The following is a 14,275-nucleotide window of genomic DNA, read 5'->3' as shown; positions in this document are numbered from 1 at the left end:
CCGTGCCGCCCTGGCTCCAACTGATGACGGACTCGCTGCCGACGCTCCTGTGGGCCGCCCTTGTCTTCACCATTCCGCTGACACTGCTCTCCTTCACCTTCGGGCTCGTGCTCGGGCTGGTGACGGCGATCGCCCGCCTGTTCGGGCCGAAGCCGGTGGTCGCCGCGGCGCGCTTCTATGTCTGGGTGTTCCGCGGCACGCCGCTGCTCGTGCAGCTCTTCGTCATCTTCTACGGCCTGCCGAGCGCCGGCATCCTGCTCGACGCCTTTACGGCGGCGCTCATCGGCTTTACGCTCAACGTCGGCGCCTATACGTCGGAGATCATCCGCGCCGTCATCTCGTCGGTGCCGCGCGGGCAGTGGGAGGCGGCCTATTCGATCGGCATGAGCTGGTCGCAGGCGATGCGCCGCACGATCCTGCCGCAGGCGACGCGCGTCGCCGTGCCGCCGCTCTCCAACACCTTCATCTCGCTTGTCAAGGACACCTCGCTCGCCGCCGCCATCACCGTGCCGGAGCTGTTCCAGACCGCGCAGCGCATCGTCGCCACCACCTACGAGCCGCTGATCCTCTATATCGAGGCGGCGCTGATCTACCTCGCGCTGAGCTCCGTCCTCTCCGCCCTGCAGGTGCGGCTCGAACGGCGCTTCTCCCGCTACGGCGGCTTCCTGGAGGCCCGCACATGATCGAGCTCGAGCATGTCGAGAAACGCTTCGGCGACCACGTGGTGCTGCAGGACATCAGCCTCAGGCTCAGCGAGGGCACCGTGACGGCGCTCGTCGGCCCCTCGGGCGGCGGCAAGAGCACGCTGCTGCGCTGCGTCAACCTGCTCGAGATCCCGACCTCCGGCGCCATCCGCCTCGGCGAGGAGAGGCTGGAATTCGCGCCCGGCCGCAAGATCGGCTGGCCGGCGGTCCAGAAGCTGCGCCGCCAGACCGGCATGGTCTTCCAGAACTTCCAGCTCTTCCCGCACCAGACGGCGATCGCCAACGTCATGGAGGGCCTCGTCACCGTGCTGAAATGGCCGGCCGACAAGGCCCGCGCCCGCGCCATGGAGCTGCTCGAAAAGGTCGGCATGGCGCACAAGGCCGAGGCCTGGCCGGCGACGCTTTCCGGCGGCCAGCAGCAGCGCGTGGCGATCGCCCGCGCGCTCGCCCCCTCGCCGCGCGTGCTGCTCTGCGACGAACCCACCTCCGCGCTCGACCCGGAACTCTCGGAGGAGGTCGTCGAGGTGCTGAGCCGGCTCGCCCGCGAGGGCACGACGATGATCATGGCCACCCACGACCTTAGGCTCGCCTCGCGCGTCGCCGACGGCGTCGTCTTCCTCGACGGCGGCGTCATCGTCGAGCAGGGCTCGCCCCGCGCCATCTTCACCGCGCCGGAACGGGAGCGCACCCGGCGCTTCGTCGCCTCGCTGAGCGCACCGCAAAGCCACTGACGACCGCCTCGCACTGCCAGACGCGGGAAAAAGAAAATGCCTGACGCGGCGGTTGCATCGACGCCGCGATTCAAGCACAGTCGGCCGAGGGCCCCGCCATGTCTGCGGACATGCCGCCCATAGGAGTAGCAGCCATGAACAAGAAAACCCCGAATCCGATCGATGTCTTCGTCGGTTCCCGCGTCCGCCTGCGCCGGCTCATGGTCGGCATGAGCCAGGAGGCGCTGGCCGACCGGCTCGGCGTCACCTTCCAGCAGGTGCAGAAATACGAGAAGGGCACGAACCGCATCAGCGCCAGCCGCCTGCAGGCGATCGCGGAAGTGTTCCGCGTGCCGCCGAGCTTCTTCTTCCAGGAGGACGATGCGCCCGCATCCTTCGCCGGTGCCGGCCAGCCGGGCGACGTGTCCGCCTTCGTCTCGTCGAAGGAGGGCCTCGACCTCAACCGCGCCTTCCTGAAGATCGGGGATGCGCGCGTGCGCCGCTCGATCATCGCGCTCGCGACGGCCTTGTCGGCCGGCGAGCAGGCGGGCGAGCGCACGCAGGCGGGCGACATCCCGGAACTGCGGATCTGACTTTCCGATGCCGGCGCGGTTGCAGACGTTCGGTCATCTGCGGCTGCTCGGAGAGGGCGGCGAGGAGATCGTCTTTCCGGAAAAGGCCCTCCTCATCCTCGCTTACCTGCATGCGCGCGGGCTCGACGAGATCCCGAGGGCCGATGTCGCCGCCCTGCTCTGGGACGACGGCAACCCCGCCACGGCGCTCGCCAACCTGCGCCAGACACTCGCCCGCGTGCAGAAGCGCCAGCGCGAACTCGGCCACGCCTACCTTGCCTTCACCGAGACCTCCGTCGCACGCGGCGCCGATCCGGTGGAGAGCGACATCGCCGCCGTGCGCGAGGAAGCGGACCTGCCCCTGCTCGCCCGCCTCCTCGCCGAGGATTTCCTGAAACACGTCCGCCCCGGGACGAAGACGCTCGCGACCTGGATCGCCGTGCAGCGCGAGGCGCAGACCGGCCTTTTGCGCCGCGCGCTGCTGCGGCAGGCGGATCGCCGCGAGGCGGCCGATAGGCAGGCGCTGTCGTCGGCCGCGCTGCGGCTCCTCGAGGCCGATCCCGGCGACGAGGAGATCCGCGCCCTGCTGACGGGCCGGCCTCCCGCCGACGCGGGCCTCATGGCGCCGCGGCCGCCCGCGCGCGCCGCGCAGCCGGAGGACGCCGGCATCGCCGCACCGCGCCGCAACCCGCCGCGCGTCGTGCTCCTGCCGCCGGTCACGGCGCATGCCGCCCGCGCGCCCGCCCGCTTCTGCGAGGCGCTGATCGAGGACGTGACGATCGGGCTCTGCAGCCTGCGCTCCATCTCCATCATCGCCCCGCACACCGCCGCCCAGATCTCGCACCAGTCCGACAAGGCCGCCACCTACGAGCGCCACGCGATCAGCTACATCCTGGAGACCCGCCTGCACGACGAGGGCAGCACGCACACGCTCTTCACGCAGCTGATCTTCTTCGGCAGCGACGAGGTCATCTGGGCGGACCGCTTCTCGCTTTCCAGCGAGGGCCTGCTGCGCTCGCGGCAGATGATCGCCCGCCAGATCGCCGGCGTCATCGCCACCGAGATCGAGCAAAACGAGCTGGTGCGCGGCGACTACGAGGGCGATCCCGACGCCTATCGCAGCTTCCTGGTCGGCCAGGGGCACCTGAAGAACCTCGACCTGCGCGACGTGCGCCGGGCGCGCAAGAGCTTCCGCGAGGCGCTGCAGGGCAACAGCGGCTTCGCGCCGGCGCTCGGCGGCCTCGCCCGCACCTATTTCCTCGAATGGCTTGTCACCGCGCGCGGCGACGAGGACCTACTCAGGCAGGCGGAGATCCATGCCCACGAGGCCGTGCGCGCCGACGAGCGGCTCGCCTCCGGCTATCGCGAGCTCGGCGTCGTCAAGCTCTATGCCCGCCGCTTCGACGAGAGCGCCGCCTATCTCGACCGGGCCGAGCAGTTGAGCCCGCACTATGCCAATGTCATCGCCAGCTACGCCGACACGCTGGTGCAGGCTTCCGCGCCGGGTCTCGGCCTCGCCAAGATCGAGCACGCCATCGATCTCAACCCGCTGCCGCCGGACGAGTATTTCTGGACGGCGGCCGGTGCGAACTACTCGATGGGCCGCTACGAGGAGGCGCTCTCCTGCATCGGCCGCATGAAGGACCGCTCGCCCGTCCATCGCCTCGCCGCCGCCTGCTGGGGCATGCTCGGCGACACGCGCAAGGCACGGCAGTTCGTGCGGCGGGCCTATGACATCAATCCCGATTTCGACCTCGACGCCTGGATGGCCGTGGTGCCGTTCAAGGAGGAATGGCAGCGGGAGCACTATCGCGAAGGACTGAAGAAGGCGGGTTTCTGACGAAGCGCTTGGGCAAAGGGAGACGATGAGATGGCAAGGATTGTTGTTCTCGGCATTGCAGGCGAAGACGGGCTCTGGGTCGCCGACCTCGATGCCGGAACCGTCACCGGGGTCGACGCCCCGACGGGCGGCGACCTCAAGAAGGCGGACGACCTGCGCAAGGCCGGCGCGACCGTCGTCAAGGGCGTGAACCTCGCGGCCCTCGCCTCGTCCGCGGATGCGGTCTCCGGCGGCTTCATGGATGTTTCCGGGGGCTTCATGGACACTTGACCGCCGTGGAGGGCGTCTCGGACCGCATCCGCCGTCCCGAGGAGACCTGGAGCCGGATCGAGGCGCTCCTGCCCCGCTTCGGCATCACCCGGCTTTCGCGGCTGACCGGGCTGGACCGCCTCGGCATACCGGTCTGGAACGCCGTCAGCCCCAACGCCCGGTCGATCGTCATCAACCAGGGCAAGGGCGTCACCGACCTCGACGCGAAGGTCTCCGCCGCCATGGAGGCGCTCGAACGGGCCGTGGCCGGCAGGCCGCTCGTCGCGATGCGCCGGGCGAGCCGGAACGGGCTTGCGCGGGACGGCGAGGCCTGCCTGCCGCTCGACGGCCTCGTTGCCGCGCGCCGGCCCGTGCTCGCCGGGGACGAGCCCGCCGACTGGCTCGCCGGCCGCGACCTTGCGACGGAGAGCCGCGTCTGGGTGCCGCGCGACGCCGTCGCCCTCGACCGGACGCAGACGGCGCCGCGCTTCTGGCAATCCTCCGACGGCCTCGCCTCCGGCAACGACGAGACGGAGGCGATCCTGCACGGTCTCCTGGAGCGCATCGAGCGGGACGCGGACCGGCTGTGGCGCTTGCTGCCGCGCACCCGCCGGCTCGCGACGGCCGTCGAACCGGCCTCGCTCGGCGACGCGACCGTCGACCGTCTCGCCCGCGTCATGCGCGGCAACGGGCTGGAGCTCCGCCTCTTCGACATCACCAGCGACACCCGCGTTCCGGCCTTCGCGGCCCTCCTCGGCGAGCCCGACATCCTCGTGAAGAAGGCTCCGCTCTTCCACGACGCGACGATCGGCTACGGCGCCCATCCCGCCGCCGCCCGCGCGGCGGTCCGCGCGCTCACTGAGGTGGCGCAGTCGCGCCTCACCTATATCAGCGGCGCGCGCGACGACCTCTTCGCCGAGACCTTCTCCCGGCCGCTCGCGCCGGAGACGCTGGCGCTGTTTGCGGCCGAGCCACGGCCGGCGGACGCGCCCGACGCGCCGGATGGCGATGCCGCCACGCTCCTTATCCACTGCCGCGCGCGGCTTGCGGCGGCGGGCGTCACGCGCGTGGTCGCCGTGCCGCTCGCCGATGCCGCCCTGCCCGTTTCCGTCGTCAAGGTCGTCGTCCCCGATCTCGAAGGCCCGGAAGGCGCACGCCGCCTGCCGCTCGGGCCGCGCGCCCTGTCGCGCCTGCTGTTCGAGGCGTCATGAAGATCCTGTTCGCCGGACCCAGCCTGCCCGATGCCGCCCGGATCTGCGGAGATGCCTTCACCGTGCGCCCGCCGGCCGCCCATGGCGACGCGCTTGCCGCCGTGCGGGCGGGCGCCAGGGCGATCGGCATCGTCGACGGCAGTTTCGAGCATGTCGCCCCGGTCTGGCACAAGGAGATCCTCTTTGCGCTCGACAGCGGCGTCCATGTCTTCGGCGCCGCCAGCATGGGCGCGTTGCGCGCCGCCGAATGCGCATGCTTCGGCATGATCGGCATCGGCCGCATCTACGCCGATTTCGCCACCGGCCGGCGGGTGGACGACGCGGACGTCGCCCTCCTGCACGGCCCGGCCGAGCTCGGCTATCCCGCCCTCTCGCTCCCGCTCGTCAACGTCGACGCCACGCTCGACCGGATCGCCGACGAAAAGAGGCTGGATGCGGCGCGCCTCGCGCGTCTCCGCGAGGCCGCCGCCGGCCTCTTCTACAAGACGCGCACCTGGTCCCGCATCGTCGAGACGGCGGGAATGGCGGAAGACGGACCTCGCCTCTTGCAACTTCTCCACGCAAGCGCCGTCGACCGGAAGCGGGAGGACGCGCTCCTCCTCGTCGCCGCCATGGCGGATTTTCCGCCGCAAACCCCCGCCAGGCGCGGAAACTGGCGCTTCCAAGCCACCTCGCTCTGGCGCGCGGCGGCGGACCAACCGCCGACGGGGCCGGCCGCGGATTTTCCCATTCAACGTGTGTCACGCCCGAGTCACGCGCCATGATCACGTGATGCGCCTATAGTGTCCGATAGGGGGACACATGCACGGGCACGGGGGCGTGAAAAGCATGGACATGGAAACCTTGAAGTCCGACGACCGGGAAACCGAGTTGATCGCGCTGGCGCGTCTCGTCGCCTATGCGCTGGAATCGTCGCGTTCGCTGGAGGCCGAAGTCGTGGAATTCTGCCTCGACAAGGCGCTGCACGCGGTGCTCGACCAGATCGGCGACCGCACGCGCGCCGCGCTGACGTCGAGCGACATCATGCTGATGAACCGCTCGGCGCTCTGCTGAGCGCACATTCGGATTGCGAAGCGAAAACACACGGTTGCACTGTTGCCGGAACTCTGAAAAGTTCTCTGCCGACAAGAAACGGTTTCAGGACCGACAGGAGGAGAACGACATGCGGAAGATTCTGGCGGCCGGCGCGGCCGCGCTGGTGCTGGCGGCGGGTGCTGCGCAGGCGGAGCCGGTGAAGATCGGCGTCATCACCACGCTTTCGGGCGGCGGCGCGGGGCTCGGCATCGACATGCGCGACGCCTTCCAGCTCGCCATCAAGCAGTCCGGCAACAGCGAGATCGAGCTCGTCGTCGAGGACGATGCGCAGAAGCCGGAACTCGCCGTGCAGATCGCCGAGAAGATGATCCAGAGCGACAAGGTCGACCTGATGACGGGGATCATCTGGTCCAACCTCGCCATGGCCGTCATCCCGAACACGGTGGCCCAGGACGTCATCTACCTGTCGCCGAACGCCGGTCCCTCGGCGCTTGCCGGCGCCAACTGCCATCCGAACTATTTCAACGTGGCCTACCAGAACGACAATTTCCACGAGGCGATGGGCGAATACGACAACAAGGACTACAAGAAGACCTTCATCCTCGCGCCGAACTATCCGGCCGGCAAGGACGCGCTGACCGGCTTCAAGCGCTACTACAAGGGCGAGCTCGCCGGCGAGATCTATACCCAGGTCGGCCAGACCGACTATGCCGCCGAGATCGCGGAAATCCGCGCCTCGGGCGCCGATTCCGTCTACTTCTTCCTGCCCGGCGGCATGGGAATCGCCTTCATGAAGCAATATGCCCAGTCCGGCGTCGACATCCCCGTCACCGGCCCCGGCTTCTCCTTCAGCCAGGACGTTCTGCCGGCGATCGGCGATGCGGCGCTGGGCGTCAAGAACTCCGCCACCTGGGCGAAGGACCTCGACAACGCGGCCAACAAGGCCTTCGTCGAGGCCTTCAGCAAGGAATATAACCGCCTGCCCTCGATCTACGCCGCGCAGAGCTGGGACACCGCCAACCTGATCCTCGCGGCGCTCGGCAAGGCGAGCGTGAAGGACAGGCAAGCCTTCCGCGCCGCCCTGAAGGAAGCGGACTTCGCCTCCGTGCGGGGGAAATTCAAGTTCAACAAGAACAACCATCCGATCCAGGACATCTACGTTCGCGAGGTGGTCAAGGACGGCGACGTGCTGACCAACCGGATCATCGGCACCGCCTTCACCGACCACGGCGACGCCTACGCCGACCAGTGCGCGATGTGATCCCCATGAGGGCGGCCGCCTGCCGGTGGCCGCCTTTGTTTCCGGGCAATTCCGGACGCAGGACCGCTACGCACCTTTGCCGGAATTGCTCCAGCCCGCCGGACCGATCCCCTTGTCGCTAGCCCTCCTGATCGAGCAACTCCTGAACGGCCTGCAACTCGGCGTGATGCTCTTCCTCATCGCCGCCGGGCTGACGCTGATCTTCGGCGTGATGGGGCTCATCAACCTCGCCCACGGCTCGCTCTACATGGTCGGCGCCTTCGCCTGCGCGAGCGTGGCGGCGACGACCGGCTCCTTCTGGCTCGGGCTCGTCACGAGCCTCGCGGCTGCGGCCGCGGCCGGCGCGCTGATGGAGGTCGCCGTCATCCGCAGGCTCTATGCGCGCGACCATCTCGACCAGGTGCTCGCCACCTTCGCGCTGATCCTCGTCTTCTCCGAGGGCACGCGCTGGCTGTTCGGCTCCTTCCCGCTCTATCTCGACATCCCGCCCGTCCTGCAGGGCGCCGTGGCGCTGCCGGGCGGCGGGCAATACCCGCTCTACCGCCTCGCCATCATCGCCGTCGGCGTGCTGGTGGCGGCGGGCCTCTACCTGCTGATCGGCCGCACCCGGCTCGGCATGCGCATCCGCGCCGGCGAGACCGACCGCGAGATGATCGCAGCACTCGGCGTCGACATCCGCGCGCTCTACACGCTCGTCTTCGCGCTTGGCGCCGCACTCGCCGGCCTTGCCGGGGCGCTCGTCGGCGCGCTGCAATCGGTGCAGGTCGGCATGGGCGAGCCGGCGCTGATCCTCGCCTTCGTCGTCATCGTCATCGGCGGCATCGGCTCGATCAAGGGCGCGCTCGTCGGCGCGGTGCTCGTCGGCCTCGTCGACACGATGGGCCGCTTCCTGCTGCCGAAGCTGCTGGCGCTCGCCCTGCCGGCGACGCAGGCCGGTCCGGTCGGCGCGGCGATCGCCTCCATGCTCATCTACATCCTGATGGCGCTGATCCTCGCCTTCCGGCCGAGCGGCCTCTTCTCCGCGAGGTCGTGACCGATGAGCCCACGCGAAAAGGCCGCCACCCTCGCCCTCCTCGCCCTGCTGCCCGCCGCAGCCCTTGCCGCCCTCCTCCTCGGCGAGACCTTCTACATCACGCTCGCCACCCGCATCGCCGTGCTGGCGCTCGCCGCGGTCGGCCTCAACATAGCCCTCGGCCTCGGCGGGCTCGTCTCCTTCGGCCATGCCGCCTTCTTCGGGCTCGGCGGCTATGCCGCGGGCGTGCTCGCGACGAACGCCTTCAACGCCGAGCCGCTCGCCTTCGGCCTTGCCGGCACGACCTCGATGCCGGCGATCTCGCTCGTCGCCGTCCTGCTGTGCGGCCTCGTCGCGCTGCCCATCGGGCTCGTCAGTCTGCGCACCTCAGGCGTCTATTTCATCATGATCACGCTCGCCTTCGCGCAGATGATCTACTATTTCGCCATCTCCTGGCCGGCCTATGGCGGCGAGGACGGTCTGTCGATCTATGTCCGCAACGCCTTTCCCGGCGTCGAGACGGCAAAGCCCTTCTCCTTCTTCGTCCTCGTCTTCGCCCTGTTGCTTGCGGCCCTCGCCCTCTTCCATCGCCTGCAGGCCTCCCGCTTCGGCGCGGCGCTCGAAGCCTCCCGGCAGAACCCGGTACGGCTCGCCGCCCTCGGCATCTCCCCCTTCTCGATCCGCCTCGTCGCCTTCGTGCTGTCGGCCATGGTGACGGGCCTTGCCGGCGCGCTCTTCGCCGACCTCAACCGCTTCGTCAGCCCGTCGATGCTCTCCTGGCACATGTCGGGCGAGCTGATCGTTCTGGTGATCCTCGGCGGCAAGGGCCGGCTTGCCGGCCCGCTCGCGGGCGCCGCCCTCTACGTCGCCTTCGAGCATGTGCTCGGCGGGCTGACGGAGCGCTGGCAATTCTTCCTCGGCCTCGTGCTGCTCGCCGTCGTCTTCCTCGCCCGCGGCGGGCTGATCGGCCTTCTTGCCGGGAGGCCCCGCCATGGCTGAGCCGGTCCTCGCCGTCGACAGGCTCGAAAAGGCCTTCGGCGCCCTGAAGGCGACGAACGGCGTCAGCCTCGATCTCCGCCCCGGCGAGATCCACGCGCTGATCGGCCCCAACGGCGCGGGAAAAAGCACGCTGATCAACCAGATCGCCGGCGCGCTCGCCCCCGACGCCGGCACGATCCGTTTCCTCGGCCGCGACGTCACCGCCCTTTCGACCGCGGCGCGGGCCCGCCTCGGCCTCGCCCGCACCTTCCAGGTCTCCTCGCTCCTGCCGGACTTCTCCGCGCTCCGCAACATCATGCTCGCCGCGCAGGCACGGCAGGGATCGAGCCTGCGATTCCTCCGCCCCGTCCTCTCCGACCGCACGCTGACGGAGCCGGCGATGGCGATCCTCGCGCGCGTCGGACTTACCGCCCGCGCGGACGTGCCGGCGGCGGAACTTTCCCACGGCGAGCGCCGCCAGCTGGAGATCGCCGTGGCGCTCGCCATGCAGCCGAAGGCCTTCCTCCTCGACGAGCCGATGGCCGGCATGGGACCGGAAGGCTCGAAGACGCTGACCGCCTTCCTCGACGGTCTCCGACAGGAAGCGCCGATCCTCCTCGTCGAGCACGACATGGATGCCGTCTTCGCGCTTGCCGACCGGGTCTCCGTCCTCGTCTACGGGCAGGTGATCGCCAGCGGCAGCGTTGCCGAGATCCGCAGCGACCCGGAGGTGCGCCGCGCCTATCTCGGAGACGCCGCATGAGCCTGCTCGCCCTCGAAGACGTCACGGCCTTCTACGGCGCCTCGCAGGCGCTCCACGGCGTGTCGCTTGCCGTCGGCGAAGGCGAGGTCGTGGCGCTGATGGGCCGCAACGGCATGGGCAAGACGACGACGATCCGCGCGATCCTCGGCCTGACGCCGGCCCGCACCGGCCGCATCACCTTCGCCGGCCGGCCGATCGCCGCGCTTCCGCCGCACCGCATCGCCCGGCTCGGCATCGGCCTCGTGCCGGAGGGCCGGCGCTGCTTTTCCAACCTGACGGTCGCGGAAAACCTCGCCGCCTCCGCCCGCAAGGGCGAGTGGACGATGGCGAGGGTGGTCGACCTCTTCCCGCGCCTCGGCGAGCGGCTCGGCCAGTATGCCGATACGCTGTCGGGCGGCGAGCAGCAGATGCTGGCGATCGGCCGGGCACTCGCGACCAATCCAAGGCTTCTTATCCTCGACGAGGCGACGGAGGGTCTGGCACCGGTGATCCGGCAGGACATCTGGGCGGCGATCCGCCGCCTCAAGGCGGGCGGCCAGTCGATCCTCGTGGTCGACAAGACGCTCGCCGAGCTCCTGCCCGTCGCCGACCGCTGCTTCGTGCTGGAGAAGGGAGCGACGGTCTTCGCCGGCCGGCCGGGCGAGCTGACGCCGGCGCTGCAGGACCGCTATCTCGGCGTCTGAGAAAGGAAGGACGGCATGTTCGGCTACAGGGTCGCAGATTGGGACGACGCCTACGACAACGGCGGCAACATTCCGCGCGGCGAGCGCTGGCCGGCCGCCTGGATCGAACCCGCCCGCCTCTTTCGCGAGCGCCTTGCCGCCGCCGGCCGCGCCAGGCTCGACCGCGCCTACGGCCCGGCCGAACGCAACCGCCTCGACCTCTTCCTGCCGGAGGGGAGCCCACGCGGCCTCGTCGTCTTCGTGCACGGCGGCTTCTGGCTTCGGCTCGACAGGAGCTACTGGTCGCATTTGGCAGAAGGCCCCCTCGCCCATGGCCTTGCCGTGGCGATGCCCTCCTACACGCTCTGCCCGGAGATCCGCATAGCCGGCATCGTGCGGGAGATCGCGGCGGCAATCGGGACGGCAGCGGACGAGGTTGCGGGGCCGATCCTCCTCGCCGGCCATTCCGCGGGCGGCCATCTCGTCACCCGCATGGTCTCGGCTCCCTCGCCGCTCGCCGAGCCGGTCCGCGCGCGCATCCGCCATGTCCTCTCGCTCTCGGGCCTGCACGACCTGCGCCCGCTGATGAACACCGCGATGAACGAGCGCCTGCGCATAGACGAGGCCGAGGCGGTCGCCGAAAGCCCGGCGCTTCTTCGCCCGTCGGGCGACGTCCGCCTGACCTCTTGGGCGGGGGCCGCCGAGCGCGCCGAGTTCCTGCGCCAGAACGCGCTTCTCGCCAATGTCTGGACCGGCCTCGGCGCCACGACGACAACCGTGGAAGAGCCGGACCGGCACCATTTCAACATCGTCGACGGCCTTGCCGATCCGGCCCATCCGATGACCCGGTTGCTGGTCGCGCCATAGCCGCGAGGGTGCCCATCGCCCGACTTGCCTTGCATTTCGTTGGCGTCTAAGAGACTACGACCGAGAAGCGGGGCAGGATGATGGACTGGACTGGTGGGGATGCAATTCGCAGGCTGAAGGTTCAGAACTGGTCGCTGAAGTTCGAGCAGCGCGTGCCGATCTTCGCCCTCCCCTCCGTCCGGTCCCTGGCGCAGAAGGTCGCGCAGAACGCGCAGAACTACAATTTCCGGCTGCTGAAGGAGAACGGCCTCGTTCCCGCCAATCTTCCGCACCAGAACGTCGCCGGCACATTCAAGCTGGCAAACAACGAGACGGGCGGAGTGACGATCACGGCGATGCCGCGGCTCCTGGTCAAGCCGACGCGCTATTTCATCTTTCTCGACGATGTTTTCATCAAGGACGTCGTCGCCAATCCCAAGGGCGGCCTGCACTTCGCCTTCAACCGCATCCTCATGGCGAAATGGCCGAAGAAACTGGTCCTGTCCATCACGTGCGACAAGGGAGCCCTCTATTCCGAGGAGACGGGAAACGAGGAACAGGCCTTCGACAACGACGTCGGGACGGACGAGGGACGCGTCCAAATTCCCGAAGGCAGCTTCGTCAACAAGAAGGGCATGCTCATCAGCTGTCTCTCGCAGAACCAGGGCTGGCAGGATCTGGTTCTCGCCGCGCATGACGAGGCGCGCGAGCTCTTCGCCAGGCATTTCAACTACGATATCTTCCTGATCTACGGCACGCTTCTCGGCCTCGTCCGCTCCGGGGAGTTCATCGCCCACGACGACGATCTCGACACGGCCTATTTCTCGCGCGAAACCACGCCCGAGGCCGTCGGCGACGAGGCCTCGGAGATCGCCGCGCGGCTGCGCGAAGCCGGCAAGACCGTCCGGCTCGCCCCCGCCAAGGCGCCGAAGCTGCTGCACTATGTCAACAAGAACACGAAGATCGACATCTTCCCCTCCTGGCACGACGGGAAGCAATTCTTCGCCCCGAACACGACCTGCATCACGGCCGGCCCCGACCTGATCCTGCCGCTCAGGACCGCCGATTTCCAGGGCCACCAGGTTCTCATCCCCAACCGCACCGAGGAATTCCTCGAAAAGAAATACGGCAAGACGTGGCGGACCCCCGATCCCGGCTACCGCGTCCAGTCCCCGTCCGCCGCGACGAAGGCGGTACTCGGACGGCTTCTCCTCAAGAAAGTCTGACATGTACAAACTGGGCTACACCGCAGGCGTCTTCGACCTGTTCCATATCGGGCATCTCAACGTGGTCCGCCGTGCGAAGGAGCATTGCGAGCGCCTGATCGTCGGCGTGACGACGGACGAGCTGGTCTTCCAGCTCAAGGGCAAGTATCCGATCATCCCCTTCGAGGAGCGCATCGACATCGTCCGCAACATCAAGTGCGTCGACGACGTCTATACCGAGGCGACCATCGACAAGTTCGACGCGCTGAACGACCTCGGCTTCGACGTGACCTTCAAGGGTGACGACTGGAAGGGCACGCCCAAGTGGCTCGCGCTCGAGAAGGAGTTCGCCGCCCGCGGCGTGGCGGTCGTCTACTTCCCCTACACGCAACAGACCTCAAGCACGAAAATTCGGGAAATCATCAATCATTTCAACGTGTAGAGCGCACCCTTGAAGATGATCCAGATAAAGTCGCCGAAGCTGATCTCGAAGAATGTCGTCATAAGATACCGCGCTCCCTTCAGCCTTGTCGGCAATGTCGAGGTCAAGCGTTCCTTCAAGGCGGGCTACTATTCCTACATCCGGTCCGGCCTCGTCGCCTCGCTGAATTCCATCGGCAACTATTGCTCGATCGGCCCCGGCTTCACGGTGGGCGACACCAATCATCCGGTCGACTGGCTCTCCACCGCCGGCCTGCTCTACACGAAGACGCGCTTCAACTGGTACCAGCCCTACAAGACGCGCTTCATCCCCGACCCGGCCCATGTCGCGCTCAAGAAGGACATGGACACGCGCAAGGCCGCGCCCGTCATCGGCAACGACGTCTGGATCGGCGGAAACGTGACGGTGCTGAGGGGGGTGACGATCGGCGACGGCGCGATCGTCGCGGCCGGGTCCATCGTCACGAAGGACGTCGCCCCCTTCGCCATCGTCGGCGGGGTCCCCGCCAAGCCGATCCGCATGCGCTTCGACGAGGAGACCGTCGCGAGGCTGCAGCAGGTGAAGTGGTGGGATTACGACATCCTCGACCTCATGGGCGTCGACTTTTCCGACATCCACCGGGCGCTCGACCAGATTTCCGAGCGCGTCGCGGCCGGGACGCTGCGCCCGCGCACCGACGACTACCTGACCTGGAGCCAGGCGGCAGACCCACCCCCCGCCAAGGTGCCGCGACCGTTTTCCTTCCTGAAGCGGAGCGGCCGGTGAGCGGACCGCTCTCCCGGCCC

The 14,275-nt window shown here is 68.6% G+C and carries 17 protein-coding genes; all 17 read left to right on the top strand.

Features of this window, described 5'->3' with window-relative positions; genetic code table 11:
• Positions 1 to 2: 2 nt before the first annotated feature.
• The gene (locus NNZ72_RS01985) at positions 3 to 683 is read left to right on the top strand and encodes an amino acid ABC transporter permease (protein ID WP_257311913.1); all 681 of its coding nucleotides are present in this window, start codon (positions 3 to 5) and stop codon (positions 681 to 683) included.
• Positions 680 to 1,435 carry an amino acid ABC transporter ATP-binding protein gene (locus NNZ72_RS01980; protein ID WP_257311911.1) on the top strand — a complete coding sequence of 252 codons (756 nt, stop codon included), beginning with the start codon at positions 680 to 682 and terminating at the stop codon, positions 1,433 to 1,435. The genes NNZ72_RS01985 and NNZ72_RS01980 overlap by 4 nt, the downstream gene beginning before the upstream one ends.
• 134 nt (positions 1,436 to 1,569) lie before the next feature.
• On the top strand, positions 1,570 to 2,007 hold the full coding sequence (locus NNZ72_RS01975) for a helix-turn-helix domain-containing protein (protein ID WP_257311909.1): 438 nt from the start codon (positions 1,570 to 1,572) through the stop codon (positions 2,005 to 2,007).
• A 7-nt stretch (positions 2,008 to 2,014) separates the two neighbouring features.
• Positions 2,015 to 3,826 (top strand): AfsR/SARP family transcriptional regulator, encoded by a 1,812-nt coding sequence (locus NNZ72_RS01970; RefSeq protein WP_257311906.1) that lies wholly within the window; start codon positions 2,015 to 2,017, stop codon positions 3,824 to 3,826.
• Positions 3,827 to 3,856: 30 nt separating this feature from the next.
• A complete protein-coding gene (locus tag NNZ72_RS01965; protein WP_257311903.1) occupies positions 3,857 to 4,096 on the top strand; it encodes a hypothetical protein in 240 nt (79 codons plus the stop codon).
• Complete coding sequence (locus NNZ72_RS01960) at positions 4,093 to 5,286, top strand: YcaO-like family protein (RefSeq protein WP_257311900.1); 1,194 nt, start codon at positions 4,093 to 4,095, stop codon at positions 5,284 to 5,286. The genes NNZ72_RS01965 and NNZ72_RS01960 overlap by 4 nt, the downstream gene beginning before the upstream one ends.
• Positions 5,283 to 6,050 (top strand): TfuA-like protein, encoded by a 768-nt coding sequence (locus NNZ72_RS01955; RefSeq protein ID WP_257311897.1) that lies wholly within the window; start codon positions 5,283 to 5,285, stop codon positions 6,048 to 6,050. The genes NNZ72_RS01960 and NNZ72_RS01955 overlap by 4 nt, the downstream gene beginning before the upstream one ends.
• 70 nt (positions 6,051 to 6,120) lie before the next feature.
• A complete protein-coding gene (locus NNZ72_RS01950; RefSeq protein ID WP_257311894.1) occupies positions 6,121 to 6,339 on the top strand; it encodes a hypothetical protein in 219 nt (72 codons plus the stop codon).
• 109 nt (positions 6,340 to 6,448) lie between these two features.
• A complete protein-coding gene (locus tag NNZ72_RS01945; RefSeq protein ID WP_257311892.1) occupies positions 6,449 to 7,582 on the top strand; it encodes an ABC transporter substrate-binding protein in 1,134 nt (377 codons plus the stop codon).
• Positions 7,583 to 7,694: 112 nt separating this feature from the next.
• The gene (locus NNZ72_RS01940) at positions 7,695 to 8,615 is read left to right on the top strand and encodes a branched-chain amino acid ABC transporter permease (RefSeq protein ID WP_257311888.1); all 921 of its coding nucleotides are present in this window, start codon (positions 7,695 to 7,697) and stop codon (positions 8,613 to 8,615) included.
• Positions 8,616 to 8,618: 3 nt separating this feature from the next.
• Complete coding sequence (locus NNZ72_RS01935) at positions 8,619 to 9,593, top strand: branched-chain amino acid ABC transporter permease (protein WP_257311886.1); 975 nt, start codon at positions 8,619 to 8,621, stop codon at positions 9,591 to 9,593.
• Positions 9,586 to 10,335 carry an ABC transporter ATP-binding protein gene (locus NNZ72_RS01930; protein ID WP_257311883.1) on the top strand — a complete coding sequence of 250 codons (750 nt, stop codon included), beginning with the start codon at positions 9,586 to 9,588 and terminating at the stop codon, positions 10,333 to 10,335. Before NNZ72_RS01935 ends, NNZ72_RS01930 begins: the two co-directional genes overlap by 8 nt.
• The gene (locus NNZ72_RS01925; RefSeq protein ID WP_257311881.1) at positions 10,332 to 11,018 is read left to right on the top strand and encodes an ABC transporter ATP-binding protein; all 687 of its coding nucleotides are present in this window, start codon (positions 10,332 to 10,334) and stop codon (positions 11,016 to 11,018) included. Before NNZ72_RS01930 ends, NNZ72_RS01925 begins: the two co-directional genes overlap by 4 nt.
• A gap of 15 nt (positions 11,019 to 11,033) precedes the next feature.
• A complete protein-coding gene (locus tag NNZ72_RS01920) occupies positions 11,034 to 11,864 on the top strand; it encodes a hormone-sensitive lipase (protein ID WP_257311879.1) in 831 nt (276 codons plus the stop codon).
• A gap of 77 nt (positions 11,865 to 11,941) precedes the next feature.
• Positions 11,942 to 13,069, top strand: a complete 1,128-nt coding sequence (locus NNZ72_RS01915; protein WP_257311876.1) for a LicD family protein — start codon at positions 11,942 to 11,944, stop codon at positions 13,067 to 13,069.
• A 1-nt stretch (position 13,070) separates the two neighbouring features.
• On the top strand, positions 13,071 to 13,490 hold the full coding sequence (locus NNZ72_RS01910) for an FAD synthase family protein (RefSeq protein WP_257311874.1): 420 nt from the start codon (positions 13,071 to 13,073) through the stop codon (positions 13,488 to 13,490).
• A gap of 15 nt (positions 13,491 to 13,505) precedes the next feature.
• Positions 13,506 to 14,255, top strand: a complete 750-nt coding sequence (locus NNZ72_RS25425; protein WP_306766157.1) for a CatB-related O-acetyltransferase — start codon at positions 13,506 to 13,508, stop codon at positions 14,253 to 14,255.
• Positions 14,256 to 14,275: the final 20 nt, after the last annotated feature.

This window comes from Shinella pollutisoli, from assembly GCF_024609765.1.
Lineage (GTDB): Bacteria > Pseudomonadota > Alphaproteobacteria > Rhizobiales > Rhizobiaceae > Shinella > Shinella pollutisoli.
The sequence above is the reverse complement of the archived record's forward strand: the minus strand, read 5'-3'. Positions and strand labels throughout refer to the sequence as shown.

Bases quoted from the DNA above. Each gene is read 5' to 3' on its own strand.
- NNZ72_RS01980 (WP_257311911.1), top strand. From the start codon at position 680: ATGATCGAGCTCGAGCATGTCGAGAAACGCTTCGGCGACCACGTGGTG.
- NNZ72_RS01975 (WP_257311909.1), top strand. From the start codon at position 1,570: ATGAACAAGAAAACCCCGAATCCGATCGATGTCTTCGTCGGTTCCCGC.
- NNZ72_RS01970 (WP_257311906.1), top strand. From the start codon at position 2,015: ATGCCGGCGCGGTTGCAGACGTTCGGTCATCTGCGGCTGCTCGGAGAG.
- NNZ72_RS01965 (WP_257311903.1), top strand. From the start codon at position 3,857: ATGGCAAGGATTGTTGTTCTCGGCATTGCAGGCGAAGACGGGCTCTGG.
- NNZ72_RS01955 (WP_257311897.1), top strand. From the start codon at position 5,283: ATGAAGATCCTGTTCGCCGGACCCAGCCTGCCCGATGCCGCCCGGATC.
- NNZ72_RS01950 (WP_257311894.1), top strand. From the start codon at position 6,121: ATGGAAACCTTGAAGTCCGACGACCGGGAAACCGAGTTGATCGCGCTG.
- NNZ72_RS01945 (WP_257311892.1), top strand. From the start codon at position 6,449: ATGCGGAAGATTCTGGCGGCCGGCGCGGCCGCGCTGGTGCTGGCGGCG.
- NNZ72_RS01935 (WP_257311886.1), top strand. From the start codon at position 8,619: ATGAGCCCACGCGAAAAGGCCGCCACCCTCGCCCTCCTCGCCCTGCTG.
- NNZ72_RS01930 (WP_257311883.1), top strand. From the start codon at position 9,586: ATGGCTGAGCCGGTCCTCGCCGTCGACAGGCTCGAAAAGGCCTTCGGC.
- NNZ72_RS01925 (WP_257311881.1), top strand. From the start codon at position 10,332: ATGAGCCTGCTCGCCCTCGAAGACGTCACGGCCTTCTACGGCGCCTCG.
- NNZ72_RS01920 (WP_257311879.1), top strand. From the start codon at position 11,034: ATGTTCGGCTACAGGGTCGCAGATTGGGACGACGCCTACGACAACGGC.
- NNZ72_RS01915 (WP_257311876.1), top strand. From the start codon at position 11,942: ATGATGGACTGGACTGGTGGGGATGCAATTCGCAGGCTGAAGGTTCAG.
- NNZ72_RS01910 (WP_257311874.1), top strand. From the start codon at position 13,071: ATGTACAAACTGGGCTACACCGCAGGCGTCTTCGACCTGTTCCATATC.
- NNZ72_RS25425 (WP_306766157.1), top strand. From the start codon at position 13,506: ATGATCCAGATAAAGTCGCCGAAGCTGATCTCGAAGAATGTCGTCATA.